The 26,960-nt window shown below is 74.5% G+C and carries 28 protein-coding genes; 18 read left to right on the forward strand and 10 right to left on the reverse strand.

The genetic code is table 11. From position 1 onward, the window contains the following. Positions 1 to 129: 129 nt before the first annotated feature. Together mgtE and ET526_RS13735 are read left to right on the forward strand one after the other, a co-directional pair. Positions 130 to 1,482: a magnesium transporter gene (mgtE, locus tag ET526_RS13730; RefSeq protein WP_135468275.1), complete on the forward strand. Its 1,353-nt coding sequence runs from the start codon at positions 130 to 132 to the stop codon at positions 1,480 to 1,482. A gap of 173 nt (positions 1,483 to 1,655) precedes the next feature. Then, positions 1,656 to 3,122, forward strand: coding sequence for a carbohydrate porin (locus ET526_RS13735; RefSeq protein WP_158295583.1), 1,467 nt, complete (start codon positions 1,656 to 1,658; stop codon positions 3,120 to 3,122). Between the two features lie 114 nt (positions 3,123 to 3,236). Here the strand turns inward: ET526_RS13735 and ET526_RS13740 are convergent, their stop codons facing one another. Next, positions 3,237 to 4,217 carry a Bug family tripartite tricarboxylate transporter substrate binding protein gene (locus tag ET526_RS13740; protein ID WP_135468277.1) on the reverse strand — a complete coding sequence of 327 codons (981 nt, stop codon included), beginning with the start codon at positions 4,215 to 4,217 and terminating at the stop codon, positions 3,237 to 3,239. A gap of 63 nt (positions 4,218 to 4,280) precedes the next feature. Between ET526_RS13740 and ET526_RS13745 the strand changes: the two genes are divergently transcribed. The 3 genes from ET526_RS13745 (at position 4,281) to ET526_RS13755 (ending at position 7,173) form a co-directional block, all read left to right on the forward strand. Then, positions 4,281 to 5,003: a HugZ family pyridoxamine 5'-phosphate oxidase gene (locus ET526_RS13745; RefSeq protein ID WP_135468278.1), complete on the forward strand. Its 723-nt coding sequence runs from the start codon at positions 4,281 to 4,283 to the stop codon at positions 5,001 to 5,003. A gap of 161 nt (positions 5,004 to 5,164) precedes the next feature. Further along, on the forward strand, positions 5,165 to 6,760 hold the full coding sequence (locus ET526_RS13750) for a phosphoenolpyruvate carboxykinase (protein ID WP_135468279.1): 1,596 nt from the start codon (positions 5,165 to 5,167) through the stop codon (positions 6,758 to 6,760). Further along, positions 6,760 to 7,173 carry a DUF2237 family protein gene (locus ET526_RS13755; RefSeq protein WP_135468280.1) on the forward strand — a complete coding sequence of 138 codons (414 nt, stop codon included), beginning with the start codon at positions 6,760 to 6,762 and terminating at the stop codon, positions 7,171 to 7,173. Before ET526_RS13750 ends, ET526_RS13755 begins: the two co-directional genes overlap by 1 nt. Before the next feature lie 30 nt (positions 7,174 to 7,203). Here the strand turns inward: ET526_RS13755 and ET526_RS13760 are convergent, their stop codons facing one another. Next, a complete protein-coding gene (locus tag ET526_RS13760; RefSeq protein ID WP_135468281.1) occupies positions 7,204 to 7,659 on the reverse strand; it encodes a DUF3237 domain-containing protein in 456 nt (151 codons plus the stop codon). A 124-nt stretch (positions 7,660 to 7,783) separates the two neighbouring features. Here ET526_RS13760 and ET526_RS13765 point away from each other — a divergent pair, with 124 nt between their 5' ends. The 6 genes from ET526_RS13765 to ET526_RS13790 all read left to right on the forward strand — a co-directional run bounded on the left by ET526_RS13765 (position 7,784) and on the right by ET526_RS13790 (position 14,227). After that, the gene (locus tag ET526_RS13765; protein ID WP_135468282.1) at positions 7,784 to 8,485 is read left to right on the forward strand and encodes a response regulator transcription factor; all 702 of its coding nucleotides are present in this window, start codon (positions 7,784 to 7,786) and stop codon (positions 8,483 to 8,485) included. A gap of 87 nt (positions 8,486 to 8,572) precedes the next feature. After that, positions 8,573 to 10,261 (forward strand): stimulus-sensing domain-containing protein, encoded by a 1,689-nt coding sequence (locus ET526_RS13770; protein WP_135468283.1) that lies wholly within the window; start codon positions 8,573 to 8,575, stop codon positions 10,259 to 10,261. Positions 10,262 to 10,475: 214 nt separating this feature from the next. Then, positions 10,476 to 11,456: a tripartite tricarboxylate transporter substrate binding protein gene (locus ET526_RS13775; protein WP_158295584.1), complete on the forward strand. Its 981-nt coding sequence runs from the start codon at positions 10,476 to 10,478 to the stop codon at positions 11,454 to 11,456. Then, positions 11,453 to 12,388 carry a hydroxyacid dehydrogenase gene (locus ET526_RS13780; RefSeq protein ID WP_135468285.1) on the forward strand — a complete coding sequence of 312 codons (936 nt, stop codon included), beginning with the start codon at positions 11,453 to 11,455 and terminating at the stop codon, positions 12,386 to 12,388. The genes ET526_RS13775 and ET526_RS13780 overlap by 4 nt, the downstream gene beginning before the upstream one ends. A gap of 29 nt (positions 12,389 to 12,417) precedes the next feature. Next, positions 12,418 to 13,422, forward strand: a complete 1,005-nt coding sequence (locus ET526_RS13785; protein ID WP_135468286.1) for an Ldh family oxidoreductase — start codon at positions 12,418 to 12,420, stop codon at positions 13,420 to 13,422. Further along, positions 13,409 to 14,227, forward strand: a complete 819-nt coding sequence (locus ET526_RS13790) for a TrmH family RNA methyltransferase (RefSeq protein ID WP_135468287.1) — start codon at positions 13,409 to 13,411, stop codon at positions 14,225 to 14,227. Before ET526_RS13785 ends, ET526_RS13790 begins: the two co-directional genes overlap by 14 nt. A 305-nt stretch (positions 14,228 to 14,532) precedes the next feature. Here the strand turns inward: ET526_RS13790 and ET526_RS21535 are convergent, their stop codons facing one another. Both ET526_RS21535 and argH read right to left on the reverse strand, forming a co-directional pair. Continuing rightward, entirely contained in the window at positions 14,533 to 14,682 is a 150-nt protein-coding gene (locus tag ET526_RS21535; RefSeq protein WP_192898696.1) for a hypothetical protein, read from the reverse strand. Then, entirely contained in the window at positions 14,679 to 16,082 is a 1,404-nt protein-coding gene (gene argH / locus ET526_RS13795; RefSeq protein ID WP_275668641.1) for an argininosuccinate lyase, read from the reverse strand. Before argH ends, ET526_RS21535 begins: the two co-directional genes overlap by 4 nt. A gap of 16 nt (positions 16,083 to 16,098) precedes the next feature. Between argH and ET526_RS13800 the strand changes: the two genes are divergently transcribed. After that, on the forward strand, positions 16,099 to 16,644 hold the full coding sequence (locus tag ET526_RS13800) for a TlpA family protein disulfide reductase (protein WP_240048399.1): 546 nt from the start codon (positions 16,099 to 16,101) through the stop codon (positions 16,642 to 16,644). Between the two features lie 69 nt (positions 16,645 to 16,713). Here ET526_RS13800 and ET526_RS13805 read toward each other — a convergent pair whose 3' ends face one another. Then, positions 16,714 to 17,418, reverse strand: a complete 705-nt coding sequence (locus ET526_RS13805; RefSeq protein ID WP_135468289.1) for a response regulator transcription factor — start codon at positions 17,416 to 17,418, stop codon at positions 16,714 to 16,716. A 199-nt stretch (positions 17,419 to 17,617) separates the two neighbouring features. Continuing rightward, positions 17,618 to 18,589 (reverse strand): Bug family tripartite tricarboxylate transporter substrate binding protein, encoded by a 972-nt coding sequence (locus ET526_RS13810; RefSeq protein WP_135468290.1) that lies wholly within the window; start codon positions 18,587 to 18,589, stop codon positions 17,618 to 17,620. A 248-nt stretch (positions 18,590 to 18,837) separates the two neighbouring features. On the opposite strand from ET526_RS13810, the gene ET526_RS21275 reads away from it, so the two are divergent. Together ET526_RS21275 and ET526_RS13815 are read left to right on the forward strand one after the other, a co-directional pair. Further along, complete coding sequence (locus tag ET526_RS21275) at positions 18,838 to 19,014, forward strand: hypothetical protein (protein WP_158295585.1); 177 nt, start codon at positions 18,838 to 18,840, stop codon at positions 19,012 to 19,014. 228 nt (positions 19,015 to 19,242) lie between these two features. Beyond that, entirely contained in the window at positions 19,243 to 20,100 is an 858-nt protein-coding gene (locus ET526_RS13815; protein ID WP_135468291.1) for a universal stress protein, read from the forward strand. Between the two features lie 19 nt (positions 20,101 to 20,119). Here the strand turns inward: ET526_RS13815 and ET526_RS13820 are convergent, their stop codons facing one another. After that, positions 20,120 to 20,977 carry a universal stress protein gene (locus ET526_RS13820; RefSeq protein WP_135468292.1) on the reverse strand — a complete coding sequence of 286 codons (858 nt, stop codon included), beginning with the start codon at positions 20,975 to 20,977 and terminating at the stop codon, positions 20,120 to 20,122. 102 nt (positions 20,978 to 21,079) lie between these two features. On the opposite strand from ET526_RS13820, the gene ET526_RS13825 reads away from it, so the two are divergent. Genes ET526_RS13825 through ET526_RS13840 form a run of 4 tightly spaced genes read left to right on the forward strand, consistent with a single transcriptional unit; the run spans position 21,080 to position 23,348 of the window. Continuing rightward, entirely contained in the window at positions 21,080 to 21,814 is a 735-nt protein-coding gene (locus ET526_RS13825) for a DUF1538 domain-containing protein (RefSeq protein WP_135468293.1), read from the forward strand. Between the two features lie 7 nt (positions 21,815 to 21,821). Beyond that, the gene (locus ET526_RS13830) at positions 21,822 to 22,586 is read left to right on the forward strand and encodes a DUF1538 family protein (RefSeq protein ID WP_135468294.1); all 765 of its coding nucleotides are present in this window, start codon (positions 21,822 to 21,824) and stop codon (positions 22,584 to 22,586) included. Beyond that, on the forward strand, positions 22,576 to 22,926 hold the full coding sequence (locus ET526_RS13835; protein ID WP_135468295.1) for a P-II family nitrogen regulator: 351 nt from the start codon (positions 22,576 to 22,578) through the stop codon (positions 22,924 to 22,926). The genes ET526_RS13830 and ET526_RS13835 overlap by 11 nt, the downstream gene beginning before the upstream one ends. Then, the gene (locus ET526_RS13840; protein WP_135468296.1) at positions 22,923 to 23,348 is read left to right on the forward strand and encodes a CBS domain-containing protein; all 426 of its coding nucleotides are present in this window, start codon (positions 22,923 to 22,925) and stop codon (positions 23,346 to 23,348) included. Before ET526_RS13835 ends, ET526_RS13840 begins: the two co-directional genes overlap by 4 nt. Positions 23,349 to 23,366: 18 nt before the next feature. On the opposite strand, the gene ET526_RS13845 is transcribed toward ET526_RS13840, so the two are convergent. Genes ET526_RS13845 through ET526_RS13855 form a run of 3 tightly spaced genes read right to left on the reverse strand, consistent with a single transcriptional unit; the run spans position 23,367 to position 26,937 of the window. Continuing rightward, positions 23,367 to 24,299, reverse strand: coding sequence for an ABC transporter permease (locus ET526_RS13845; protein WP_135468297.1), 933 nt, complete (start codon positions 24,297 to 24,299; stop codon positions 23,367 to 23,369). Between the two features lie 12 nt (positions 24,300 to 24,311). Then, entirely contained in the window at positions 24,312 to 25,265 is a 954-nt protein-coding gene (locus ET526_RS13850; RefSeq protein WP_135468298.1) for an ABC transporter permease, read from the reverse strand. Between the two features lie 49 nt (positions 25,266 to 25,314). Then, the gene (locus ET526_RS13855; RefSeq protein ID WP_135468299.1) at positions 25,315 to 26,937 is read right to left on the reverse strand and encodes an ABC transporter substrate-binding protein; all 1,623 of its coding nucleotides are present in this window, start codon (positions 26,935 to 26,937) and stop codon (positions 25,315 to 25,317) included. Positions 26,938 to 26,960: the final 23 nt, after the last annotated feature.

Below are 26,960 nucleotides of genomic sequence, written 5' to 3' on the forward strand. Positions count from 1 at the left end.
GCGCCCCGTGCGCCGCGGCCGGATAGCGCCCCAGCACGCCAACCGAAGGCCGTCCCCGGCACCGGCCGACCTCGCGCGAGGTAGGGCGGAAGCCGTCGGCCGGCCATGCCCTGCCGACGGAGTTCCCCCATGGTCAGGAGAGTCGAGGCCGAGACCCTGCGCCTGCTGCTCGACCGCGGCGACGCGGCCGCCATCGCCACGATGCTTCGGCCGCAGCATCCCACCGACATCGCGAGCCTGCTCGCCCCGCTGCCGGCAGCGGAGGCGGCGCACCTCCTGCGCCTGCTGCCGGAACGGCGCCAGGCGGAGGTCTTCGGCTATCTGGAGCCCACGACCCAGCTCGCCCTGGCGCGCGCCCTCGATCGCAGGGAGATGGGCGGCATCTTCGCCGCCATGCATCCGGACGAGCGCGCCGACCTGTTCAAGCGCCTCCCCCCGGCCGAGCGCGAGGCGCTGCTGCCCGGCCTCGCCCATGCCGAGCGCGAGGACGTGCGGCGGCTCGCCGCCTATCCGGAGGGCACGGTGGGCGCGGCGATGACCTCGGACTACGTCGCCCTTCCCCCCGACATCGCGGCGCGCGAGGCGATCGAGGTGATGCGGCGCGAGGCGCCGAGCAGGGAATCGATCTACGACGCCTATGTCGTGGATGCGGAACGGCGGCTGATCGGCGTGGTGTCGCTGCGCGACCTGATGCTGGTGGAGCCGCAGGTCCGCGTCGTGGACATGATGGTGCCCGACGTCGTGCGGGTGGAGGCCGATGCGCCGCGGGAGGAGGCGGCGCGGCTCGTCGCCCGGTACGATCTCGGCGCGCTGCCGGTCACCGACGCGCAGGGACGCATGGTCGGCATCGTCACCGCCGACGACGCGATGGACATCCAGGCGGAGGAGGCGACGCTCGACTTCCGCAAGCAGGCCTCGGTCGGCCCCATCGCGGTCAACGTGCTGCGGGCGCCGCTCTGGATGCTCTATCGCGCGCGCGTGCTGTGGCTGGTGATCCTGGTGTTCGGCAACATCTTCTCCGGCGCCGGCATCGCCGCCTTCGAGGACATGATCGCGGCCAATGTCGCGCTGGTGTTCTTCCTGCCGCTGCTGATCGATTCCGGCGGCAATGCCGGCAGCCAGGCGGCGACGCTGATGGTGCGCGCCCTCGCCACCGGCGACGTCCGGATGCGCGACTACGGAAAGCTGATCGGCCGGGAGGCGGTGGTGGCCGGGCTGCTCGGCCTGACCATGGCGCTCGCCGTCTCGGTCATCGGCGTGGTGCGGGCGGGGCCGGAGGTGGCGGCGGTCGTGGCCGCCTCCATGGTGCTGATCGTGATCGTCGGCAGCACCATCGGCATGTCGCTGCCCTTCCTGCTCTCGCGCTTCGGGCGGGACCCGGCGACCGCCAGCGCGCCGCTGATCACCTCGATCGCCGACGCGGCGGGCGTGCTGATCTATTTCGGCCTCGCCTTCTACGTCTTCGGCTTCGCGGCCGAATGACGCCCCTCGCCTCGGCTTCCGACCGAGAGGGTCCCGCCGCGGCCATCCCCGGCCGCGGGCGGGAAGAGGGGCGCCCCGCCCGCGGGCGGGACGCTCCAGGACAGCACCCGATCGCGCCGCCCCGCGGGCGGGGCGGACCGTTCTGCCGGCCGGAGGAGCAAGGAGACATGACCATGGACAGCAGGATCGCGCACGCCGCGCGGGCCGAGGACCGCCCGGCGCCCGGACCCGCCCTCGGCCTTCCGTCCGACGATCGGCCGGCGGCGCAGGACCTCGCGGCGGGCAGCGCCCCGATCCCCCCCGCGGCGGACGCCGCGCCATCCCCGCCGCTGCGCAGGTGCAAGCCCTGGCTGTCCGCGCTGGCCCTGCTGATGGCCGGCGCCGCCCCGCCTGCCATGGCGCGCGCCGAGGCGTCTTCGGGACTGCCGGACTTCGCCGGGGAGACGCTGACCGGCGACTGGGGCGGCCGGCGCAGCGCCCTCGCGGCACGCGGCGTCGACATCGGGCTGGACTACACCGCCGAGGTGCTCGGCAATCTGCGCGGCGGCGCGCGGCGGGGCACCGCCTATCACGGGCTCCTCGGCCTTGGCGTCACGCTCGACCTCCAGCGCATGGCGGGCTGGCAGGGGGGGCGGCTCCATGTCAGCGCGCTGCAGATCCACGGCCGCGGCCTGTCGGAACACTATCTCGGCAACCTGCTGACCACGAGCGGCATCGAGGCCGTGCCCTCCACCCGGCTTTACGAGGCCTGGTTCGAGCAGGAGATGTTCGGCGGCTTCGCCGCGCTGCGCCTCGGCCAGATCCTGGCCGACGAGGAATTCCTGGTCAGCGAGAGCGCGGGCATCTTCGTCAATGCCACCTTCGGCTGGCCGGGCATCACCGCGGTCAACCTGCCGGGCGGCGGACCCGCCTATCCGCTGGCCACGCCGGGTGTCCGCCTCCGGCTCGGCGCGCCGCAGGGGACATCCTTCGCGGTCGCCGCCTTCAACGGCGATCCCGCGGGCGGCCGCGCCGGCGATCCGCAGCGGGCCAACCGCCATGGGCTGCTCTTCCCGCTGGGCGACGACGCCTTCCTCATCGCGGAGCTGGCACATGCCGCGCGGCGGGGGGCCGCGGGGCTGCCCGCCACATTCAAGCTCGGCGCCTGGTACCATACCGGCCATTTCGAGGATCTGCGCGCCACGGCGGAGGATGCGGTGACGCGGCGCGGCAATTTCGGCGCCTATGCGGTGGCCGACGCGCTGCTCTGGCGGCCGGGCGGGCAGGAGAGCGGCGGGCTCGGCGCCTTCCTGCGCGTGGCCGCGGCGCCCAGCGGGCGCAACCCCATCGACTTCTACCTCGATGGCGGCCTGACCTGGACCGGCCTCCTGCCAGGCCGGCCCGACGACGTGCTCGGCCTCGGCTTCGCCTATGCGCAGCTTTCCGGCCCGGCGCGGCGCCGCGACCGCGAGGCGCGGCTGCTCGACGACCTCGCTGGCGGGCTGCGGCGCCAGGAGGCGCTGGTGGAACTCACCTACGCTGCGCAGGTACGGCCGGGCTGGCTGGTGCAGCCCACCGCGCAGTTCGTGGTGAATCCCGGCGCCGAGGCGGAGGCGCGCAACGCGCTGACCGTCGGGCTGCGCGTCGCGCTCAGCTTCTGAGGGGCCGCCCCGCGCCTTCGGCCCGGGGCCGTGACCCCTCGGCCGCGCGCGGAAACGGTGCTGGACCCCTGTTGGCGGAGCGGAGCCGCGCTCCCGGCCTCCCGCGCTCCGCCCCTACTCGAGGGCGCGGAAGCCGGTGCGCCGCACCACCTCGGCCCAGCGCGCCGTCTCGGCGCGGATATGCGCGGCGAAGCCGGCGCGGTCGCGGGCGGAGACGCGGAAGCCCGCCTCCTGCAGACGCTGGCGCAGCGCCGCCGCGCCGAGGGCGCGCAGCGCCGCCGCCTCGAGCGCCGCCAGCGCGGCCTCGGGCGTGCCGGCCGGGGCGACCAGGCCGAACCAGGCCTCCAGGGCAAGGTCGGGGCGCCCGGCCTCGGCCACCGTCGGCACCGCCGGCAGGAGCGCGGACCGCGCCGTCCCCGTCGTCGCAAGCGCCCGCACGCGGCCCGCCTGCACATGCGGGGCGACGAGGGCGACGGTGCCGAACAGGCCCTGCACCTCGCCGTTGAGCACCGCCGTCATCGCCTCGCCGGTCGAGCGGAAATGCACCGGCTCCGCCTGGACCCCGGCCCCGGCGGCGAGCAGGCTGGCGCCGAAATGGCCGGGCGTGCCGGCGCCGAAGGTGGCGAGGAACACCTGCCCCCGGCCGCGCGCCCACGCGGCGAAGCCGGCGAGGTCCTCCGCCGGCACCGAGGCGGGCACGACGAAGGCGAAGTCGATCGCCGCGATCTCGGCGACGGGGGCGAAGTCCCGCGCGGGGTCGTAGGGCAGCCGCGCATAGGTGGAGGGGGCCATGGCGAGCTGGCCCACTTCGCCGAGGAGCAGGGTGTGGCCGTCGGGGACGGCGCGTGCCACCTCCTGCGCGGCGATGTGTCCGGCGGCGCCGGGCCGGTTCTCCACCACGAGGCCGGCCGGCAGGCCCTCCCGCATCCCCTCGGCGAGCAGCCGCGCGACGAGGTCGGGCCCGGTGCCGGGCGGGAAGCCGAGCACGAGGCGCACGGGCCGCTCGGGGAAGGCCAGCGCCGCGCCGGGCAGGACGGCGAGGCCACCGAGCAGGGCGCGCCGCCCGAGGCGCGGCGTGTTCACGAGGCGGGTCATCGGCACCATCTCCCTTGCGGGCGCGCCACCTGCGCAACGGCGGCGCCCCGGCGGAGGACGATCATGGCGGAGGCGGCGATTGTCGAGGCCCGGCGGCTGCTGCGCGCGGCGCGCGTGGCCACCCTGGCCACCCAGCGGGACGGCCAGCCCTTTGCCAGCCTGGTCACGCCGGCGACGGCGCCCGACCTCTCGCCCCTGCTCTGGCTCTCCTCCCTGTCGGAGCACACGCGCCATCTGCAGACCGAGCCGCGCTGCGCGCTGCTGGTCCAGGGGGCGCCCGAGGGGCCGAACCCGCAGACCGCGCCCCGCCTCACCCTGACCGGCCTGGCCGAGCGGGTGCCGGAGGCGGAGGTGCCGGCGCTCAAGGCGCGCTGGCTGGCCCGCCACCCCTACGCCGTCCCCTACGCCGACTTCGCCGACTTCGCGCTGTGGCGGGTGCGGCCGGGCGGGGCGCTGCTGGTCGGCGGCTTCGCCCGCGCAGTGCGCCTTCGCGCCGGCGAACTGGCCCCGGAGCCCGAGGCGGTGGCCGCGATCGCCGCGGCGGAGGCGGCGATCATCGCCCATGTGAACGAGGACCACGCGGAGGCGGTGGCGGCGATCGCGCGCGGCCTGCTCGGCGGCGGGGAGGGGGCGTGGCGCCTGGTCGCGGTGGATGTGGACGGGGCCGACCTGGCGGCGGGCGAGGCGGTGCTGCGGCTGCCCTTCGGCCGCCCGGTCGGGCGGGTGGAGGAGGTGCGCGCTGCGCTGGTCGAGGCGGCGCGCCAGGGGCGGGCGCGGCTGCGATAACCCAGGGTTGTTCGGCCTCTGGCCCGGCCGCGTTGACCCTGGCTTCGGCGCCGCCGTAATTTGGCCTCCCTGCTGATCGAAACGCCCCCGTTGCGTCGCCGTGCCACGCCGACCCCGGCACCGGGCGCCGACGCGGCCACCCGTCTCCGGAGGACGTCCGAATGCCCTCGCCTGCCCCCGCCCTCGCCGGTACCGGTGTCTCCAGCGCCGGCACCGTGCACGCCAACCTGACGGCCGCGGGGCTCTACGAACACGCGATCCGGCGCGGCGAGGGGCGGCTTTCGGCCGACGGGGCCTTCATGGCGGTCACCGGCGTGCACACCGGCCGCTCGGTGCAGGACAAGTTCGTGGTGGACGACCCCGAGGTGCGCGACAAGGTGTGGTGGGGGCCGGTCAACCGCCCCCTGGCGCCGGAGAAATTCCGCGGCCTCGCCGCCAAGGTCAGGGGCTGGCTCGGCCGGCGGCCGGTGCTGTTCACCCAGGACCTCTACGCCGGCGCCGACCCCGCGCACCGCATCCGCGTGCGCCTGGTCACCACCAACGCCTGGCACGCGCTGTTCGCGCGCAACATGTTCATCCGCCCGCCGCGGGAGGAGCTGGAAGGCTTCAGGCCGGACTACACCATCCTCCATGCCCCGGAATACGAGGCCGACCCGGCCGAGGATGGCTGCCGCACCGGCACCTGCATCGCCCTCTCCTTCGCGGCGCGGACCATCCTGATCTGCGGCACCTCCTATGCCGGCGAGATCAAGAAGAGCATCTTCACCGTCATGAACTGGCTGCTGCCGGAGCGCGGCGTGCTGCCGATGCACTGCAGCGCCAATCTCGGCCGCGCCGGCGACGTGGCGCTGTTCTTCGGCCTGTCGGGCACCGGCAAGACCACCCTCTCCTCCGACCCCGAGCGCAGCCTGATCGGCGATGACGAGCACGGCTGGTCCGATGGCGGCGTCTTCAACTTCGAGGGCGGCTGCTACGCCAAGGTGATCCGCCTCTCGCGCGAGGCGGAGCCGCAGATCTGGGACGCCTCCCACCGCTTCGGCGCGGTGCTCGAGAACGTGGTGGCGGACGAGTTCGGCCATCTCGACCTCGAGGACGCCTCGCTGACCGAGAACACCCGCGCCTGCTACCCGCTCGACTTCATCCCCAACACCGTGCCGGGCGGCCAGGCGGGCACGCCGCGCAACGTGGTGATGCTGACCGCCGACGCCTTCGGCGTGCTGCCGCCGATCGCGAGGCTCTCGCCGGCGCAGGCGATGTACCATTTCCTCTCCGGCTACACGGCGCGGGTCGCCGGCACCGAGAAGGGCCTCGGCCGGGAGCCGCAGGCCACCTTCTCCACCTGCTTCGGCGCGCCCTTCCTGCCCCGCCACCCGGAAGTGTACGGGAAGATGCTGGCCGAGCGCATCTCGCGCGACGGCGCCGACTGCTGGCTGGTCAACACCGGCTGGACCGGCGGCGCCTTCGGCACCGGGCGGCGCATGTCCATCCAGCACACCCGCGCCCTGCTGCGCGCGGCGCTGGACGGCTCGCTCGCCCGGGCGGAGTTCGTGCGCGACCCCTTCTTCGGCCTGATGATCCCGAAGGCGGTGCCGGGCGTGCCGGCGGAGGTGCTGAACCCGCGCGCCACCTGGGCCGACAAGGAAGCCTATGACCGCACGGCGCGCGAGCTGGTCGGCCGCTTCGAGAAGAATTTCGAGACCTTCGCCGGCACCGTGGACGAGGAGGTGAAGGCCGCCGCCATCCGCGCCGCGGCCTGATGCCGGACGACCTGCGCGACCCGCGGCGCGGCCGGCCCGAGCGGCCGGCCGCGCGCAACGTGCTCGGCGGCCCCCTGCTGCCCTGCTCGGTGGCGCCGCTCACCGGCTTCTACCGCGACGGCTGCTGCAACACCGGGCCGGAGGATGCCGGGCTGCACACTGTCTGCGCCGAGATGACGGAGGCGTTCCTCGCCTTCTCGAAGGCGCGGGGCAACGACCTCTCCACCCCCATTCCCGCCCTCGGCTTCCCCGGCCTCGCACCCGGCGACCGCTGGTGCCTCTGCGCCGCGCGCTGGGAGGAGGCGCGCCGCGCCGGCGTGGCGCCGCGCGTGCTGCTGGAGGCGACGCATGTCGCGGCGCTGCAGGTATGCCGCCTGGAGGACCTCAGGGCGCACGCACTCGATGCGATCTAGAGGGCGGGTCGCGGAGGGTCGGAAACGGCCCTAGACCTCGAAGACCCGCAGCAGCACCCGCTCCGGCTGCCGCTCGCCGAGGCCGAGGAACAGGCTCCGGCACAGCCAAGCATGGGCGGGGTCGTCGGTCTCGAAGACCGGGGCGGTGCGGAAATAGACGCGCTCGGGCGGCACGGGCTCGCCGCGCAGCAGGCGGGCCATGTCCTCCGGGGCGGCGTGCCGCAATCCGCGGTTGATCACCCGCACCAGCGCCCCACCGGTGAGGCGGAGCGCGTAGCGTGCCTCGATCTCGGCGACACCGTCGGGACGGATGAGCTGGAAATCCGCCCCGCCGGGCAGGACCTCGCCCGCGAGGCGGGGCCCCTCCACCCGTCCGCCGAGGATCGGCACCACCCGCCGCTCCCCGCCCGGCACCGCGCCGAGGCCGAGCGGCGGGCCGACCGCAACCGTGAAGGCGGCGACGAAGCGGGGGGCGGGTGCGGTCATGGGGCGCGACCCTCGGGCTCGTCGGACGGGGCGGGCGGCACCATATCGGAAGCGGCCCGCCTTGCGCCACAATCCGGTGCCACAGGGCGCCGGAAGGCCCTGCCGCCAGATTCCGGACCGGACCATGCCGCACACCATAGCCCTGGTTGATGATGACAGGAACATCCTCACCTCCGTCTCCATGACGCTGGAGCAGGAGGGTTTCCAGGTCCGCACCTACACCGATGGGGAGAGCGCCCTGCAGGGGCTGCTGTCCCGCCCCGTGGACCTCGCCGTGCTCGACATCAAGATGCCGCGCATGGACGGAATGGAGCTCCTGCAGCGGCTGCGCCAGCGCAGCGCCATCCCGGTGATCTTCCTCACCTCCAAGGACGAGGAGGTGGACGAGCTGATGGGGCTCAGGCTCGGCGCCGACGACTACATCACCAAGCCCTTCAGCCAGCGCCTGCTGCTCGAGCGCATCCGCGCCCTGCTGCGCCGCAACGAGGTCTCGCGCGCCGAGGGCAGCGGCACGCCCCCGGGCGGGGTGCTGGTGCGCGGCGAGCTGGTGCTGGACGAAACCAAGCACACCTGCACCTGGAAGGGCCAGCCGATCCAGCTCACCGTCACCGAGTTCCTGCTGGTGAAGGCCCTGGCGCTGCGCCCGGGCATGGTGAAGAACCGCGACCAGCTCATCGACGCGGCCTATGGCGAGAACATCTACGTGGACGACCGCACCATCGATTCGCACGTGAAGCGGGTGCGCAAGAAGTTCCGCCAGGCTGATCCGGACTTCGCGCAGATCGAGACCCTCTACGGCATCGGCTACCGCTACAAGGAGGGCTGAGGCGGGGCCGCGCGGCCGGCCCGGCGGGGCGCCATGGCCCCCGCCGCGCGGCGCGCCTAGATTGGACGAGGCCGCACAGGACGCCCCATGCCCGACATCGGCCTCGCGCCGGAGCAGCAGCACACCGCCCGCGCCGCCCCCCGCCGGCGGCGCTGGGTCTCGCCCCTGCTGCGGCGCATCCTGCTGCTGAACGTGCTGCCCCCGGCGCTGCTGGCCGCGGCCATGCTCTACCTCGACCAGTACCAGAACGGGCTGCTCGCGGCGGAGGTGGAGGCGCTGCGCACCCAGGCGCGCATCTACGCCGGCGGCATCGCCGAGGCGGCGACCCGGATGCAGGACGAGCGCGCGGTGCTGGTGCCGGACGCGGCTCGGCCGCTGCTGCGCCGGCTGGTCGAGCCCTCGCCCAATACCCAGGCGCGCCTGTTCGACAATGCCGGCGTCGTCGTCGCCGACAGCCGGGTGCGCGAGGGCGCGGGCGGGGCGGTGGTGACCGAGCCGCTGCCCCCGCCGGAGCCGCGCGGCACCTTCTCCGCCGCCATCGCCTCCCTCTACGACCGGCTGCCGACGCTGCTGCACCGCAGCGGCCCGCCCGGCGTGGTGGTGGACGTGACCCCGGGCGCCCCCTCCTTCGACTGGCAGCCGGCCTTCGACCCGCAGGGGGGGCCGGACCGGCGCGAGGAGCTGCGCCTGGCGCTGGAGGGTGGCGTGCACCCCTATATCCGCCGCACTGCCGACGGGCGCCTGCTGGTTTCGGTGGCCGAACCGGCGCGGCGCGGCAACCAGCCGGTCGGCATCGTGCTGCTGACGCGCGAGGCGCGGGAGGTGGACCGGCGGCTGTTCGAGATCCGCGCCAGCGTGCTCGGCATCTTCGCCATCGCGCTGGTGCTGACGGTGGCGCTCTCCTTCTACCTGGCGTGGACGCTCGCCAACCCGATCATGCAGCTTGCCGGCAGCGCCGCGCGCATGCGCCAGGGCGAGGGGCGGAGCGGCAGCGTGCCGCCCTCCCTGCTCGCGCGCGAGGACGAGATCGGCATCCTGGCGCGCGACCTGCAGGCGGCGGCGACCGCGCTCTGGGCCCGCATCGACGCCAATGAGCGCTTCGCCGCGGACGTGGCGCACGAGCTGCGCAACCCGCTCACCTCCATCCGCAGCGCCATCGAGACGCTGCGCCGCATCGAGAACCCGGAGCAGCAGCGGCGCCTCCTGGCGATCATCGCCGAGGACGCGGTGCGCATGGACCGGCTGATCGCCGACATCAGCGACTCCTCGCGCGTGGATGCGGAGCTGTCGCGCACCGCCTCGGTGCCGGTGGACATCGCCCCCATCCTCTCGACCCTGACCGAGCTGCACAACGCGACGCGCCAGGCCGAGGACGATCCGCGGGTGGTGCTGGAGGCGCCGGCTGGGGGGCTGGTGGTGCGCGGCGTCGAGGGGCGGCTGGTGCAGGTGTTCCGCAACCTGCTCGGCAACGCCGTCTCCTTCAGCCCGAAGGAAGGCCGGGTCTGGGTCCGCGCCCGCCCCGCCGGGACGATGGTGGAGGTGACGGTGGAGGACGAGGGGCCAGGCATCCCCGAGGCCAAGCTCGAGAGCATCTTCGAGCGGTTCTACTCCGAGCGGCCGCGGGGCGAGCGCTTCGGCCAGCATTCCGGCCTCGGCCTTTCGATCAGCAAGCAGATCGTCGAGGGCCTGCGCGGGCGCATCGCCGCCGAGAACCGCCGCGACGCCGAGGGGAGGGTGCTCGGCGCCCGGTTCGTCGTGCGGCTGCCGGCGGCGTAGCCGCGCGCCCGGAAGGGGGTGCGGCTGCCGGCGGCGTAGCCGCGCGCTCGGAAAGGGGTGCGGCTGCCGGCGGCGTAGCCGCGCGCCCGGAAGGGGTGCGGCTGCCGGCGGCGTAGCCGCGCGCCGCGGAGCGGCGGAAGCATGATTCACCAAAGTGAATCCTGCTGTAGGCTTCCCTCCGCCGGCCCGGAACCGGATCATGGAGGAACGCCGCATGAAACGACGCACCCTGCTCGCCCTTGCCGCCGTCGCCGGAGCGCCGCCGCTCCGGCAAGCCGCCGCCCAGGGCGCCGACGGCTTCCCGGAACGGCCGGTGCGCTACATCGTGCCCTTCCCGCCTGCCGGCATCACCGACATGATGGCGCGCCTCGTCGCGCAGAAGCTCTCCGAGGGCTGGGGGCGGCCGGTGCTGGTGGAGAACCGCCCCGGCGGCAACGCGCTGATCGGCGCTGACGCCGCGGCGAAATCCCCGCCCGACGGGCACACCCTGCTCGCCATCACCCTCACCCATGCCGTCAACGTCAGCCTCTTCCCCAGCGCGCCCTACGACCTCAGGCGGGACTTCGCCGCCATCTCCATCCTCGGCTCGCTGCCGCTGGTGGTCTGCGTGAATGCGGCGAGCCCGGCGCGGACGCTGGGCGAGCTGATGGAGATGGCGCGGACCCGGCCGATGAACGGCGGCTCCTCCGGCAACGGCTCGCCGCCGCATCTCGGGCTCGAACTGTTCCGCCGCGCCGCCGGCGCCGGGCCCACCCTGCAGCACGTGCCCTACCGCGGCGGCGCGCCGAGCGTGACCGACCTCGTCGCCGGCAACATAGACATCCTGGTCTCCAACCTGCCCGAATGCATCGGCCAGGTGCGCGCGGGGCGGCTGCGCGCACTCGCCGTCACCTCCGAGCAGCGGCACAAGCTGCTGCCCGAGGTGCCGACGGCGCGGGAGGCCGGGGCCCCGAACCTGGTCATCACCAACTGGACCGGCATGCTGACCAACGCCGCCGTCCCGCGGCCCATCCTGGCGAAGATCGAGCGCGACACCCTCGCCGCCGCGCGCGACCCGGAGGTGGTGCGGCGCGGGGAGGAGGCCGGTTTCGACATGCTGGGCTGGGACGCCGCCCGCTCCCGGGCGTTCCTGGAAGAGGAGGTGGAGCGCTGGGGCCGCCTGGTGGCGGAGGCCGGCATCAAAGTGGACCAATGACCCACAGCATCGTCATCAGCGAGTTCATGGACGAGGCGGCGGTGGAGACGCTCCGCGCCGCCCATCCCACACTCTACGACCCGTCGCTGGCGGAGGCGCCGGAACGCCTGGCGGCGGCGCTCGCCGGGGCGCGGGCGCTGATCGTGCGCAACCGCACGCGGGTGGATGGGGCGCTGCTCGCGCACGGGCCGGAGCTTGCCGTGGTGGGGCGGCTCGGCGTCGGGCTCGACAACATAGACCTCGCCGCCTGCCGCGCCCGCCGGGTGGAGGTGATCCCGGCCACCGGCGCCAACGCCGATTCGGTGGCCGAATACGTCATCCTCGCCACCGGCCTGCTGCTGCGCGGGACCTTCGGCGCCACCGCCGAGGTCGCCGCCGGCGCCTGGCCGCGGGAGCGCCTGGCGCAGGGGCGGGAGATGGCGGGCAAGACCATCGGCATCGTCGGCTTCGGCGACATCGGCCGCCGCGTGGCGAAGCTCGCCCGCGCCTTCGGCATGGCGCCGATCGCCCACGACCCGGTACTGCCGACCGACCATTCCGGCTGGACCGAGACGCCGGTCGAGCGGGTGGAGCTGGAGGCGCTCTTCGCCCGCGCCGACGCGGTGACGCTGCACGTCCCCCTCACCCCGGCGACGGAGGGGCTCGTCTCCGCTGCCCGGCTGGCGCGGATGAAGCCGGGGGCGGTCCTGGTGAACACCTCGCGCGGCGGGGTGGTGGACGAGGCGGCGCTGGCCGCGTCGCTGCGCGAGGGCCGCCTCGGCGGCGCCGCGCTCGACGTGTTCGAGACCGAGCCGCTGCCGGCGGGCACGCCGCTCGCCGGGGTTCCCAACCTGCTGCTGACGCCGCACATCGCCGGGCTGACGGTGGAGAGCAACACCCGTGTCTCCACCCTCATCGCCGAGCGCGTGCTGATGGCGCTGGCGATGGCCTGACCCGGCCGTCCCCGCTTCCCGGAGACCACATGCCCCGCCTTTCCCTCGCCGAGGCCGAAGACCTCGCCCGCCGCGCCCTGGCGGCGGCCGGCGCCGCCCCCGCCATGGCGGCCGCCACCGCCCGCGCCCTCGTCGCCGCCGAGGCGCTGGGCCAGGCGGGGCACGGCCTCTCCCGCGTGCCGCAATACGCCGCCTTCCTGCGCAACGGCCGCGCCGAGGGCGCCGCCATGCCCGCGGTGGTCGCCGGGCGCGGCGGCGCGGCGCTGGTGGATGCACGGCACGGCCTCGCCTACCTCGCCCTCGACCTCGCGGTGGCGGAGGCGGAGCGGCGGGCGCGGGAGCATGGGGTGGCGTTCCTCGGCATCACCAACAGCCACCATTCCGGCGCCATGGGCCTGCCCGTCGCCGCGCTGGCGGAGCGGGGGCTGGTGGCGCTCGCCTTCACCAACTCCCCTTCCGCGATGCCGGTGCCGGGCGGGCGGCGGCCGCTGCTCGGCACCAACCCGATCGCCGCCGCCTTCCCCCGCCGCGCGGCGCCGCCCCTGGTGGTGGACCTGGCGCTGTCCGAGGTGGCGCGCGGCAGGATCATGGTGGCGGCGAAGGAGGGGCGGCCGATCCCCCTCGGCTGGGCCATCGACGCGGAGGGCCGGCCGACCACCGACCCCGAGGCGGCGCTGTCCGGCGCCATGCTGGCCGCGGGCGGCGCCAAGGGCGCGGCCCTGGCGCTGGTGGTGGAGCTGCTCTGCTCAGCGCTGACCGGCGCCGCCTTCGGCTTCGAGGCGGACAGCTTCTTCGTGGACGAGGGCAACCGCCCGCGGCTCGGTCAGGCGATCCTGGCCGTGGATCCTGGCGCGCTGGCGGGGCGGGAGGCGTTCCTCGACCGGATGGAGGCGCTGGTCGCCGCCATGCTGGCGGAGGAGGGGGTGCGCCTGCCCGGCAGCCGCCGCGCCGCCCTGGCCGAGGCGGCGGCGCGGGAGGGCATCGCGGTGCCGGACGCGCTGCACGCGAGGCTGCTCGCCCTTGCCGCCGGCTGACCCGCCCGGCGCCGCGGACCGCCGGGCCGGAGGCGCGCCGCCCCGCCCGCCGCCGCCCGGCCGGGAGCGTCCTCCCCGCCCGCCGGAGCCGAACCGGATCTGCGGCCCCGCCCCGGTGCGGGCCCTGTTCCTGCGCCGGCCGGAGGCGGTGCTGCGGCTGTTCCACACCCCCGAGCGGCGGGCCATGGCCGGGCCGCTCTGCGCCCACCTCGCCCGCACCCGCCGCCCCTTCCGCGAGGTGCCGCCGGAGGAACTCGCCCGCATCGCCGGCACGCTGCACCATGGCGGGATCGTCGCCATCGCCCGGCCGCGCCTCGCCGAGCCCCTGCCGGGCCATGCCCTGCCCGCCGACATGCCGGCGGCGCCGGTGCTGCCGGTGCTGGACGGCATCGGCAATCCGCACAATCTCGGCGCCATCGCCCGCTCGGCCGCCTTCTTCGGATGCCGGGCCCTGCTGCTCTCGGACGATCCGCGCCAGGCCGACCTCTCGGACGCGGCCTTCCGCACCGCCGAGGGCGGGCTCGAGCATCTGCGCGTGCTGCGCGCGCGCAGCCTGCCGGTGCTGCTCAAGGGCCTGCGGCCGCGCTTCCTGACGCTCGCCGCGGTGGCCACGGGGGGCGTGCCGCCGGCGGCGGTGCCGCGCGACCGCCCGATCGCGCTCGTCCTCGGCAACGAGGAGGCGGGGGTGGCGCCGCGGACGCTGGAGGCCTGCGAGGCGCGGGTGACGCTCGCTGGCAGCGGGCGGGTGGAGAGCCTGAACGTTTCCGCCGCCGCGGCGGTGCTGCTGCACGCGCTGGGGGCGTAGGGCGGATCGCGCAGGGCTGGGGAGGGCCGGGAGCGCGGCGCAGCATCCTGTCGGCGTCCTGCCCGGTCTGGAATGGGTGGGGCCGGCGCGCATGGCGCGGTTCGTTCCCCTCACCCCGGCAGTGGAGCAGTTTCCGTTCGCCCCGGCGCACGGCACATGCTCCAGCCCATTGGGTGTGCGAGCCTCTTCACCCGCTCAGGCGAGACCATCCGAAAGGGCTCTGCTCCGGCGCCCGATCCGTGAGGGCGGGAGCGCCGGAGCGATGGATCGGCCGCCCAGGGAAGAGCGGAAGCGGGATCCGCACCCTACCTGTGGAGCCCGCGCGGCGGGTCGGGCGCCGGATAGGCGCGGGGGTAGGTCACCGCCTCCGGCGGGCCGGGCGGGCGGGGCGGGCCGGCGCGGCCGCAGGCGGCGAGCAGCGCGAGCGCCAGCAGCGCGAGGAGGGCGCGGCTCATGCCAGGCGCTCCCGCCACTCGGCGGCCATGCGGCGGACATTCTCCGGCGCCGTGCCGCCATAGGAGGTGCGCGAGGCGACCGAGGCCTCGACCGTCAGCACCGAGAACACGCCCTCGTGGATGCGGGGGTCCTCCGCGCGCATCTCCTCGAGCGAGAGGCCCGCGAGGTCGCAGCCCTTCGCCTCGGCCCGCGCCACCAGCCGCCCGGTGACATGGTGGGCGTCGCGGAACGGCAGGCGCAGCTCGCGCACCAGCCAGTCGGCGAGGTCGGTGGCGGTGGAGAAGCCGGCGCCGGCGGCCGCGCGCATCCGCGCCGCGTCGGGGCGCATGTCCCGCACCATGCCGGCGGTGGCGGCGAGGCAGAGCGCCAGGCTCTCGGCGGCGTCGAAGATCCCCTCCTTGTCCTCCTGCATGTCCTTCGCATAGGTCAGGGCGAGGCCCTTCATCACCGTCAGCAGGCCGAGGAGGGCGCCGTTGATGCGCCCGGTCTTGGCGCGCACCAGCTCCGCCGCGTCCGGGTTGCGCTTCTGCGGCATGATCGAGGAGCCGGTGGTGAAGGCGTCGGAAAGGCGCACGAAGCCGAAATAGGGGTTGGTCCACAGCACGACCTCCTCGGCGAAGCGGGAGAGGTGCGTGGCGCAGATCGCGCAGGCTGCCAGGAACTCCATGGCGAAGTCCCGCGAGGCGACGGCGTCGAGGCTGTTGCGCATCGGCCGCTCGAAGCCGAGCGCCCGCGCCGTCATGTGGCGGTCGATCGGGAAGCCGGTGCCGCACATCGCCGCGGCGCCGAGCGGGCTCTCGTTCAGCCGCGCCCGGCAGTCGAGCAGGCGGCCGCGGTCCCGCGACAGCATCTCCACATAGGCGAGCAGGTGGTGGCCGAGGGTGGTGGGCTGCGCCGGCTGCAGATGCGTGAAGCCCGGCATCACCGTCGCCGCGTGCTCCTCGGCGCGCGCCACCAGGGCGCGCATGCAGTCCTCCACCTGCGCGGCAAGGCCGTCTATGGCGTCGCGCACCCAGAGGCGCAGATCGGTCGCCACCTGGTCGTTGCGGCTGCGCGCGGTGTGCAGGCGCTTGCCGGCCTCGCCGATCGCCTCGGTCAGCCGCGCCTCCACGTTCATGTGGATGTCCTCGAGCGCTTCCTCCCAGGGGAAGTCGCCCGCCTCGATGCGCGCGGCGATGGCGGCAAGCCCCTCTCGGATCGCACCCTCCTCCTCCGCGGAGAGGATCCCCACATGGCGCAGCATGGCGGCATGGGCCAGGCTGCCCCGGATGTCCTGCCGCCACAGCTTGCGGTCGAAGCCGATCGAGGCGTTGATCGCCTGCATGATGGCGGAGGGCCCCTCCGCGAAGCGGCCGCCCCAGGAGAGGTTGGCGCGTTTGGTCTCGGTGGTTGAGGACACGAAGGAGGCGCTTTCCTTGCAGAAGCCGATCTGGCGCCGGGCCCTGCTGGCCGCGGCGGGCGGGACCCTACTCGCGGCGCTTCCCGGCCGGCAAGGCCGGGGGTCGGGCACGGGCCGGCTGGTGGAGACGGCGCCGCGGGCCCTGCCCGACCTCGCCTTCACCGATGCGGAGGGGAAGCCGCACCGCCTCGCGGATTTCGCGGGCAAGGGGCTGGTGATCAATTTCTGGGCCACCTGGTGCCCGCCCTGCGTGGCGGAGATGCCGGCGCTCGACCGCGCCCAGGCGGCGCTGGCCGGGGAGGGGGTGGTGGTGCTGGCGCTCTCCTCGGACCGGGGCGGCAGGGCGCAGGTGGAGCCCTTCTACCAGCGGCTCGGCCTCCGCCATCTCGGCATCTGGCTCGACCCGCGCGGCGCGGCGCAGCGGGAGGCCGGCGTGCGCGGCCTGCCCACCACCGTGATCGTGGACCGCGAGGGGCGGGAGCGGGCGCGCCTCGAAGGCGCGGCGGAGTGGGACACGCCGGAGATGCTGGCGGCGATCCGGCGCCTTGCCGGCGGGGCCTGATCCGCGCCGCGGCGGAACCGGCCCGGACGCCGCGCGAAGGCCGGGGCGCGGATCTGCGTGGAAACGGCCCTAGGCGACGCGCCGCGCCTCGTCGTTGAAGCCCGCGAACATGTAGCCGGCGCTGCGCACCGTCTTGACCGCGTCCTGCTGGCCGGGGCCGAGCTTGCGGCGCAGCCGCAGCACCAGGTTGTCCACGGTGCGGTCCTCCGCCCGCAAGGTGCGGCGGAACACCGCCGCGGCGATGTCGTCGCGGCTGACCGGCTGGCCGGCGAACTCGACGAGCAGGCGCAGCAGGTCGAATTCGGCCGTGGTCAGGGGGCATTCGGTGCCGTCGGGGCGGAGGAGCTGGCGACGCTCCGGCCGCAGGCGCCAGCCGTTCAGCGCCCGCGCCGGGGCACCCGCGGCCGGGATGCCCCATTCGGCGCGGCGCAGGATGGCCCGGATGCGGGCGTGCAGGGCGCGGAGCGGCAGGGTGCGCGCCGCCACGTCGTCCGCCCCCGCCTCCAGGATCGCCGCTTGGCTGGTGTCGTCGGCAGGGCCGAGCAGGATGACCGGAACGCGGGAGCGCTCGCGGATCCGGCGCAGCAGCGACAGGGCGGAGGCCGGCTCGCCGGCGGCGCCGAGCAGGACCATCTGCAGCGTGTCGCCGGACAGGGCGGCGAGGAGCGGCTCCGCCTCGCGGAACAGCGCCACCGCGAAGCCCTGGGCCTCGAAATAGCCTGCCATGCGGGAGGCGTGCGCCGCATCCGCTTCGAGAATGCCGAGATCCCGCATCGTCCTGCACCCCCTCGCCCCGGACCGGCGGGCATCCTACCCGTCAGGGCCCGGGGGCCGCTGGCCCTTCCTTGCCGCGCATTCCCGGCCGAGGCCGCGATTCGGGCGAGAATGCGCCAATCAGATGCACCTTATGGTAGTATAAGGTCAAAGAAAATCTCCAATTTGGCGCGAGGCGGGCGCGGCCCCCCTTCCGCGCTCAGTTCTCGATCCGCACGCCGGTCAGCGCCACCAGCTCCTCCCAGCGGGCGACCTCGGCGCGCTGAAACGCCGCGAACTCCGGCGCCGGCAGCGGCGCGGCGCTGAAGCCGAGGCGCCGCAGCCGCTCCTGCATCTCCGGCGAGGTCAGGATCGGCGGCAGGGCGGCGGAGAGGCGCTCGATCACCGGCGCGGGCGTGCGTGCCGGCGCCCACAGGCCGAACCAGGCATCCACCGCCATGTAGGGGGCGCCGGCCTCGGCGAAGGTCGGCAGGTCGGGGAACTCCGGCAGCCGCTGCGGCGCGCCGATGCCGAGCGCGCGCAGCCGCCCGTCCTGCACCAGCGCCACCACCTGCGGCCAAGTGGAGACGAAGAAGTCCACCCGCCCCGCCACTGTGTCCGTCACCGCCGCCGCGCCGCCGCGATAGGGGATGTGGGTGGCGGTCAGCCCCTCGCGCCGCACGAAGCTCTCCGCGATCACATGGCTGGCCGAGCCGATGCCGGAGGAGGCGTAGCTCAGCCCGCCGCCCTCCCGGCCGCGCGCGGCGAGTTCGGCCAGGCTCCGCGCCGGCGAGGCGGCGGGCACCACCAGCGCGTGGTGCACCTCGGCCAGCCGGCCGATCGGGGCGAAATCCTCGACCGGGCGATAGGGCAGGTCGCGCACCATGGCCGCGTTGGCGGCGTGGGTCTGGTTGTTGCCGAGGGCGAGAGTGTGCCCGTCCGGCGCCGCCTGCGCCACCGCCAGCGTGCCCACCACCGCCGCGCCGCCTGGCCGGTTCTCCACCACGAAGGTGGCGCCGGGGATCGCGGCGGCCAGTTTCTCGGCCAGTGTGCGCGCGAGCACATCGGTGCTGCCGCCGGGCGGGTAGGCGATGACGATCCGCACCGGGCGGGCGGGCCAGGCCTCGCCCTGCGCCCGGGCGGCGAGAGGAGCGAGCCATGGCGCGGCGAGAAGCGAGCGGCGGGCGATCATCCGGGCGGGTCCTCCCCTGGGGTGGCAGCCGGCCTGTCCGGCCGGCCCGAGGTGGGATGAACCATCCCGGCACGGCGGTCCAGCCACCCCCGCAACCCAGGGGTGTCACACGGCCTTGTTACACAAGGCAGCATAGTGGCCCTCTTTAAGACACAAAGGTTTGGCACCTTCTGCTACAAGGCAGGGAGAGCAGCGATGAACAAGCTGCGAAACGACGGCACGGTTGCCCCTTTCGGCAGGAGGGTGCCATGACGCTCTGGTCCGATTTCCTGCGCCGCCTGATGCTGACGGTCTCCCTCGCGGGGTCCGCCACCGCCGCCGCCGACCCCCCGCCCGAAGCGCCCGAGCCGCCGGCGGAGGCCGGCACCCCCTCGCCCGGGCCGCAGGACGGAGCGCATCCACCCCCCGCGGCCGCCCGCGCCTGAGCCGCCTTTCCCGCCACGGCCGGCGCCGGACGCGGCGCGCTTCGCCATGCCCCTGCGTGGCGAGACCGCTTCAGCGCCTGATCCGCGAAGGCGGGCACGCCGGAGCGGTGAGCTGGCCGCCCAATGGAGATCGGAAGCGGGATCCGCCAAGGCGGATCACGCTGTAGGCTGGGCCCGGCGCGGCCGCGGCGTCCCCCGCCGTCGGCGCGGCAAGAACAGGAGGAACGGATGGCCCTCAAGGACCTGCTGGTCTATCTCGACGGCTCCGCGCAGGCGGAGGCGCGGCTCGCCCTCGCCGCCGCCGTGGCGCGGCAGCATGGCAGCCACCTGACGGGCCTCTGCGTCACCGACCCCTCCTATCCCTTGGCGCTGCGCAGCGGCCAGGCGCGCTTCGCCGACGCCGGGACGCTCGATCTGCTGGTGCGGCGCGCCCGCGAGGAGATGCGCGAGCAGGCGGCGCGCCACGAGCAGGCCTTCCTGGAGCACGCCAGGCGCGAGGGCGTCGCCGCCGCCTGGCGCGTGGTCGAGGGCGACCTTGCCGAGACGGTGGCGGTGCAGGCGCGCTCGGCCGACATCGTGGTGGTCAGCCAGCCCGACCCGTCGGATCCCGAGGCGGAGGGGGGCGATGCGGTGGTGGAGCGGGTGCTCTTCGCCTCCGGCCGGCCGGTGCTGCTCGCCCCCTGGGCGGGCCGGTTCGCGAGCGGGATCCGGAACGTGCTGGTGGCCTGGAAATCCACCCGCGAATCGGCCCGCGCCCTGCACGACGCCATGCCGCTGATCGAGCAGGCGCAGTCGGTCACGGTGCTGACGATCGGCCCGCGCCCCGGCGGGGCGGCGCGCGACGTCCCCTCGGGGGCGGAGATCGCGGCGCATCTCGTCCATCACGGCGTCCCGGCCACGGCGGTGCAGACCGAGCCGCCGGGCACCGGCGTCGGCGACGCGATCCTCAACCACGCCTCCGAAAGCGGCGCCGACCTGCTGGTGATGGGTGCCTACGGCCATTCGCGGGTGCGCGAACTGGTGCTGGGCGGCGTCACCCGCACCATCCTGCGCCACATGACCCTGCCGGTGCTGATGTCCCACTGAACGGGGCGGCGCGCCCGCCTCAGGGCGGCGGCACGGCCAGCACGTCGCAGGCGAGGCCGCGCAGCGCCGCCTCGGCGACGCTGCCGAGCAGCAGCCGCCCCACGGCGCCGCGCCCGCGCGTGCCGAGCACCACGAGATCGGGCGAGAGGCGGTCGGCGGCGCGCCGCAGCGCCTCGGTCGGCGCGCCCTCCTCCAGCGCGATCGGCGGCAGGCGGTGCGCGAAGCCGGGGTCGAGGCCGCGCAGGAAGCGCGCCACCTCGGCCCGCGCCTCGGCCGCCGTGGCGGCGAGGTGGCTCTTCACCTGCTCGGCCGGAATGTCGGCGAGGATCATGTCGTTGCGGCCGGGCTGCAGGAAGGCGTGGAACACGGTGAGCTCCACCCCCTCCAGCAGGCCGAGCGCCCGCGCCGTGCGCAGCGCGTGGGCCGAGGGTTCGGAGAGGTCCACCGCGGCGAGGGCGCGGCGCCAGGGCAGCTCGCCGGGACGGTTGACCATCAGCACCGGCCACCGGCCGAGGCGCATCACCCGCTCGACGGTGGTGCCGGTGAAGATGTCCGCGAGCAGCCGCCGCCGGTGCTCGCCCATCACCACGAGATCCGCCGCCTCGGCCTCCGCCGCGCGGAGGATGGCCGCGAAGGCTGCGCCGGTCTCGACCAGGATGCGCGGCGCGAGGCCTTGCATCTCCGGCATGGCGCGCGCCTGCTCGGCGAGCAGCGCCGCGACCTGGCGCCGCTCGCTCTCGACCAGCGCCTCGGGCTGGTCGTCGTCCACCGCCGAGAGCAGCACGAGCTCCGCGCCGCGCTGCCGCGCCAGCGCCGCCGCGCGCCGCACCGCGCGGTCGGAGCGGGAGGAGAGGTCCGTCGCGCACAAGAGCCGCATCACTATCGCTCCACCGGGGGTTACCAGCCCGTCATCCCGCTAGTAGAGAGAGAAGAGTCGCGGGCGGCAAGGGAACGGGGCGGGACGATCGGACGAAGCGTGATGGAGCGTCTTCCCGCCTTCCTCCGCGTGCTGCTCGAGAATGCGCGCGACCTCGCGCCGCTGCTGGCGGTGGTGGCGTTCTTCCAGGGCGCGGTGCTGCGGGAGGCGCCGCCCGAGCTTGCCCAGAAGCTCGGCGGCGCGGTGCTGGTCGTGCTCGGCCTCACCTTCTTCGTGCGCGGGCTCTCGATGAGCCTGTTCCCGCTCGGCGAGGGGCTGGCCGACACCTTCGCCCGCCGCGGCAACCTGCTGCTGCTGCTGGCCTTCGCCTTCGCCATCGGCTTCGGCAGCACGGTGGCCGAGCCGGCGCTCCACGCCGTCACCCTGCAGGCGGGAGAGGCGGCGGCGGCGGCCGGGCTGGTCGCGGGCGGGGAGGAGGGCGTGGCGCGCTACGCCCTGGTGCTGCGCTATGCCGCCTCGGTGGCGGTGGGGCTGGCGGTGGTGCTCGGCTGCCTGCGCATCGTGCTCGGCTGGCCGGCGGTATGGCTGCTGCTCGGCGGCTACGCCCTGGTCACGGCGCTGGCCCTGGCCGCGGAGACGCCGTTGCTCGGCGTCGCCTTCGACGCCGGCGCCGCCGCCACCTCCGCCATCAACATCCCGCTGATCGCCGCCCTCGGCATCGGCCTCGCCTCCGTCATCCGGGGCCGGCGGCCGCTGGTGGACGGCTTCGGGCTGGTGGCGCTGGCCAGCCTGATGACCATGCTCGCCGTGCTGCTCGGCGCGCTGCTGGCGGGCTGAGGGCGGCATGGGCATCCTGCTCGACACCGCCTGGGCGACGCTGCTCGACGCGGCGCCGATCGCACTCGTGATCCTCGTCTTCCAGGGCGCGGTGCTGCGCCGCTGGCCGGCGCATCTGCGCGAGGTGCTGACCGGGGCCGCCTACCTGCTCCTCGGCCTGGCGCTGTTCCGCCTCGGCCTCGAATGGTCGCTGCTGCCGATCGGCAGCCACCTCTCCGACCGGCTGGCGGCGCTCGGGGGCGCGGGAGAGGGGGCGGCGGCCTGGCACCGCTTCGGCTGGCTCTACGCCTTCGTCGCCACGCTCGGCTTCGCCACCACCCTGGTCGAGCCGGCGCTGATCGCGATCGCCGAGCGGGTGCGGGAGATGACCGGCGGCGCGGTGCGGCCCTGGCCGCTCCGCCTGGTGGTGGCGGGTGGGGTCGCACTCGGCCTGCTGCTCGGCACGCTGCGCATCGTCACCGGCTTCCCGCTGGCCTGGAGCCTGGCCGGGCTGGTCGGAGTGATCGCCGCCCTGGTGGCGCTGGCGCCGCGCCAGGCGGTGCCGCTCGCCTTCGACTGCGGCGGCTTCGCCACCTCGGTGGTCACGGTGCCGATGGTCGCCGCCTTCGCCGTCGGGGTGGCGGCGGCGATTCCGGGGCGGGACCCCTTGACCGACGGGTTCGGCGTTATTCTGTTTGCCCTGCTCTCCCCGGTGGCCAGCGTGCTGGCCTATGCGGCCCTGCTGTCCAGGACCCCGCGGAGCCGGGGCACGGGAGGACCCCATGCGGTTTAAGCTGCTGCTGGTGCTGGTCGAGGACGAGCGGCTGGACGCCGTGCTGAAGGCGGCGCGCCATGCCGGCGCGACCGGGGCGACCACGATCACCAGCGCCCGCGGCGAGGGGCTGGTGCCGCAGAAGACCTTCTTCGGCCTCGATCTCGCCAGCCAGCGCGACATCGTGCTGCTGGTGGTCGAGGAGCACCTCAGCCGCAGCATCCTGGAGGCGGTCGCCAAGGCGGGCTGCTTCGACACCGAGCCGGGCTCGGGCATCGCCCTCCAGCTTCCGATCGAGGACGCGGTCGGGCTGGAATCGCAGATCCGCTTCCTCTCCAAGCAGGTGGAGGACCGGCTGTGAGCGGCGCGCAGTACCACCTACCGGTGCGCGAGGCGATGACGGCGCCGCCGGTGGTGGTGGACGGCCTCACCTCGGTGAAGGACGCGCTGGCCATGATGCGGGAGCGCAACATCAGCTCCCTGGTGGTGGAGCGGCGCAACGAGCGCGACGAGTACGGCATCGTGCTCGTCTCCGACATCGCGCGGGAGGTGATCAACCAGAACCGCGTGCCGGCGCGCACCCACCTCTACGAGGTGATGGCGAAGCCGGCGCCGAGCCTCGACGCCGAGATGCATGTGCGCTACGCGATCCGCCTGCTGCACCGGCTGGGGCTGACGCACGCGCTGGTGATGGAGCACCGCCGGCTGATCGGCATCGTCACCCTGCGCGACCTGGTGGTGCGCTTCCTCGACGTGCCGGAGCGGGCGCCGGGCGCGCCCTGAGCCGCCCGGCGCCGCGCCTCACCCCTTCACGTCCATCGCCTGGCGCAGCCCGTCGGCGAGGAGGTTGAAGCAGAGGGAGGTGATGAAGATGCACACCCCCGGCAGCACCGCCACCCAGGGCTGCACGTAGATCGCGGTGCGCAGCGTGTTGAGCATCAGCCCCCATTCCGGCTCCGGCGGCCGGGTGCCGAGGCCGAGGAAGGAAAGGCCGGAGGCGATGATCATCGAGACCGAGATCAGGCTGGTGGCGTAGACGAAGATCGGCCCCAGCACGTTGCCGAGCACGTGCACCCTGACCACGGTGATGGCGCCCGCCCCGGAGGCCCGGGCCGCGTCCACGAAGTCGAGGTTGCGCACGCCCTGCGTCACGCTTTCGGCGACGCGGATGATGGGCGGGATGAACACCAGGGTCAGCGCCAGGATCGCGTTGCCGATGCCCGCCCCGAGCGCGCCGGAGATCGCCACCGCGAGCAGCACCGAGGGGAAGGCGTAGAACACGTCGGTGACGCGCATGATCGCCATGTTCACCCGCCCCCCGGCATAGCCGGCGATCACGCCGAGGAAGGTGCCGATGAAGAAGGCGAGCACCACCGGCGTGATGCCCATGTACCAGGAGAGCCGCCCGCCGTAGAGCAGGCGGGTCAGGATGTCCCGCCCGAGCTCGTCGGTGCCGAGGGGATGGCCCTCGGTGCCGATCGGGCGCAGCCGCCGCAGCATGCTGCCCTGGTAGGGATCGTGGGGGGCGAGCAGCGGGGCGAACACGATCGCCAGCAGCATCAGCAGCAGGATCGAGGCGCAGACGATGGTGACGGGGTCGCGCCGCAGGCGCTTCCACACCCCCGCCCAGTAGCCCTCGGAGCGGACCGGCGCCTGGCGCGCCTGCACCGCGAGCTCCGCCTCGGCGGCGGTCGCGGCGGGAAGGCGGGCGGCGGGATCGGTGGTGGTGCTCATGCCCTCGCCTCCTCAGGCCCGCTTGATGCGCGGGTCGAGCGCGGTCTGCATCAGGTCCACGATCAGGTTCAGCGCCACGAAGAACATGGCGAGCACCAGGATCGTGCCCTGCAGCACCGGCAGGTCGCGCTGGAAGATGGCGTTGTTCAGCAACAGGCCCGTCCCCGGCCAGGAGAACACCGTCTCCACCAGGATCGAGCCGCCCATCAGGTAGCCGAGCTGCAGCCCCATCACCGCCAGCGTGTTCGGCGCCGCGTTCTTGACCACGTGCAGGAACACGCCGCGCCGCGTCAGCCCCTTGCCGCGCAGCGCCACCACGAATTCCTGGTTCATGATCTCGGCGACGATGCCGCGCACGGTGCGGGTGACGATGCCCATCGGGATCACGGAAAGGGTCACCGCCGGCAGGACCAGGTACTGCATGTGCGCCCAGTCCCACGCCCAGTCGGCGGAGCCGCCCGGGCCCGCGCCCATGGCCGGCAGCCAGTTGAGCTGCACCGAGAAGATCACCACCAGCACCATGCCGAGCCAGTAGTGCGGCACCGAGACGCCGGCCACCGCCGCGCCGACCGCGATGCGGTCGAGGACCGAGCCGCGGAAGGTGCCGGCCAGCCCGCCCAGCACGCAGCCGAGAGTGAAGCCGATGGCGGAGGCGACGGCGGCGAGCAGCAGCGTGTTGCCGATCGCCGAGGAGAGGTCGGCCCAGACCGGCCGCCCGGTGGCGAGCGAGCGGCCGAGATCGCCCTGCGCCACCTTCCACAGCCACAGGCCGAACTGCACCGGCAGCGGCTGGTCGAGCCCGTAGTCGCGCCGCACCTGCTCCACCACGTCGGCCGGCGCGTCCGGCGGCACGATGGCGTTGATCGGGTCGCCGGGCGCGATCTGCACCAGCATGAAGCAGACGAAGCCCACCGCGAGCGCGATGGGGATGGCGTAGAGGACGCGGCGCAGCAGGTAGAAGGCCATTCAACGCTCCGGCATGGGGAGGGGCGGGGCGAGGCCCGCCCCCCCGGGATCACTGGATGTAGGGCAGGCGCAGGTCCACGAACCAGGACTGCGGCTGCACGTAGCCGCGGATGCGCGGGCTCATCGCGCGCGGCGCCACGTCATGCGCGATCCAGACGAACAGCGCCTCGTCCACGCCCGCCGCGTGCAGCCGCGCCAGCGCCGCGTCGCGCGCCGCCGGGTCGAAGGTGTTGCGCGCCTCGCGGATCATCTCGTCGAAGCGGGGGTCGCTGAAATGGCCCCAATTGTTGGAGACCGGCGGGGCCATCCTGCTGTCCCAGAAGCGGATCAGCGCGAAGAACGGGTCCATGGCCGAGAAGGAGACGTTGATCATGTTCGCGCCGCGCGCGGAAGGGTCCTGGCAGCCGCGGCGCCAGTTGGTGAACAGGGTGTTCCAGTCCACCACGTCGAACTCGACGTTGACGCCGACGCCGCGCAGGTCCTGCTGCAGGAACTCGTTCATCGGCAGGGGCTGCATCTGGCCGGAGCCGGAGGCGGAGATCTGCACCTTCAGGTTCAGCGGCCGGTTCGGGCCGTAGCCGGCCTCGGCCAGCAGGCGCCGCGCCTCCGCCTTGTCGGTGCGGATCTGGAAGGAGGGGTTGCCCCACCAGGGGTGGCCGGGCTGGTAGGTGCCGACCGGCGCCACCATCATCCCGCCGAGGAGCTGCTTCAGCCCCTCGCGGTCGATGGCGAGGTTCAGCGCCCGGCGCACCCGCACGTCGCGCAGCGGCGAGCCCTCGGCGAAGCAGGGCTGCCAGGGCCAGACATGCGGCTGCAGGTTGTGGGTGATGGCGAAGCCCCGCGCCCGGAGCTGCGGGACGGCGTCCGGCGCCGGCGCCTCGATCCAGTCCACCTGGCCGGAGAGCAGGGCGGCGGTGCGCGCGTTCGCCTCCGGGATCGGCACCAGGACGATGCGCTCCGCCTTCGCCTTCTCCCCCCAGTACGCCTCGTTGCGCGCGTACTCGACGCGCTCGCGCGGCACGAAGCGGGTGAGGCGGAACGGCCCGGTGCCGGAGGGGTTGGCGGCGAAGGCGTTCCAGGCCGCCTCCGCGGTCGGGTGCTGGGCGCGCAGGCGCTCCCAGTGCGCCGGGCTCGCCATGAACAGGTTGGTCAGGTTGATCGGCAGCAGGCTGTCCGGCTCGCTGGTGATCAGCGCCACCGTGTGCTCGTCCACCTTCTCGGCGCCGCGCAGCGTCGGCATGCGGCTGGTGGTCAGGCCGACCTGGCGCGGGTCGTAGTGCGGCGCCTCGCGATCGAGCACCTTGCGCACGTTCCACACCACGGCATCGGCGTTGAACGGGCTGCCGTCGTGGAACCGCACGTCGCGGCGCAGGCGGAAGATCCAGCGCGTCTTGTCGGCCTCGTCCACCGCCCATTCGGTGGCGAGGGAGGGGATCACCGTCGAGGGCCTGTCGGCCGAGGAGAGGTCCCAGGCGGTCAGGCTGTCGTAGAGCGGGATGCCGGTGAAGCGGTTGCCCTCGAAGCCCTGGTCGGGCTGGCCGTGGGTGAGCGGGATGTCGGCCGCGGTCATGCCGATGCGGATCGTCCCCTGCGCCGCGGCCGGCGCGGTGCCGGCGGCGAGCAGGGGCAGGGCGGCAAGCCCGGCCGCGAGGAACAGTCGCCTCACTCTCATCGCTGACGTCTCCCGAATCACCC

Origin of the sequence: Crenalkalicoccus roseus, from assembly GCF_004761865.1 — a bacterium.
Taxonomy (GTDB): domain Bacteria; phylum Pseudomonadota; class Alphaproteobacteria; order Acetobacterales; family Acetobacteraceae; genus Crenalkalicoccus; species Crenalkalicoccus roseus.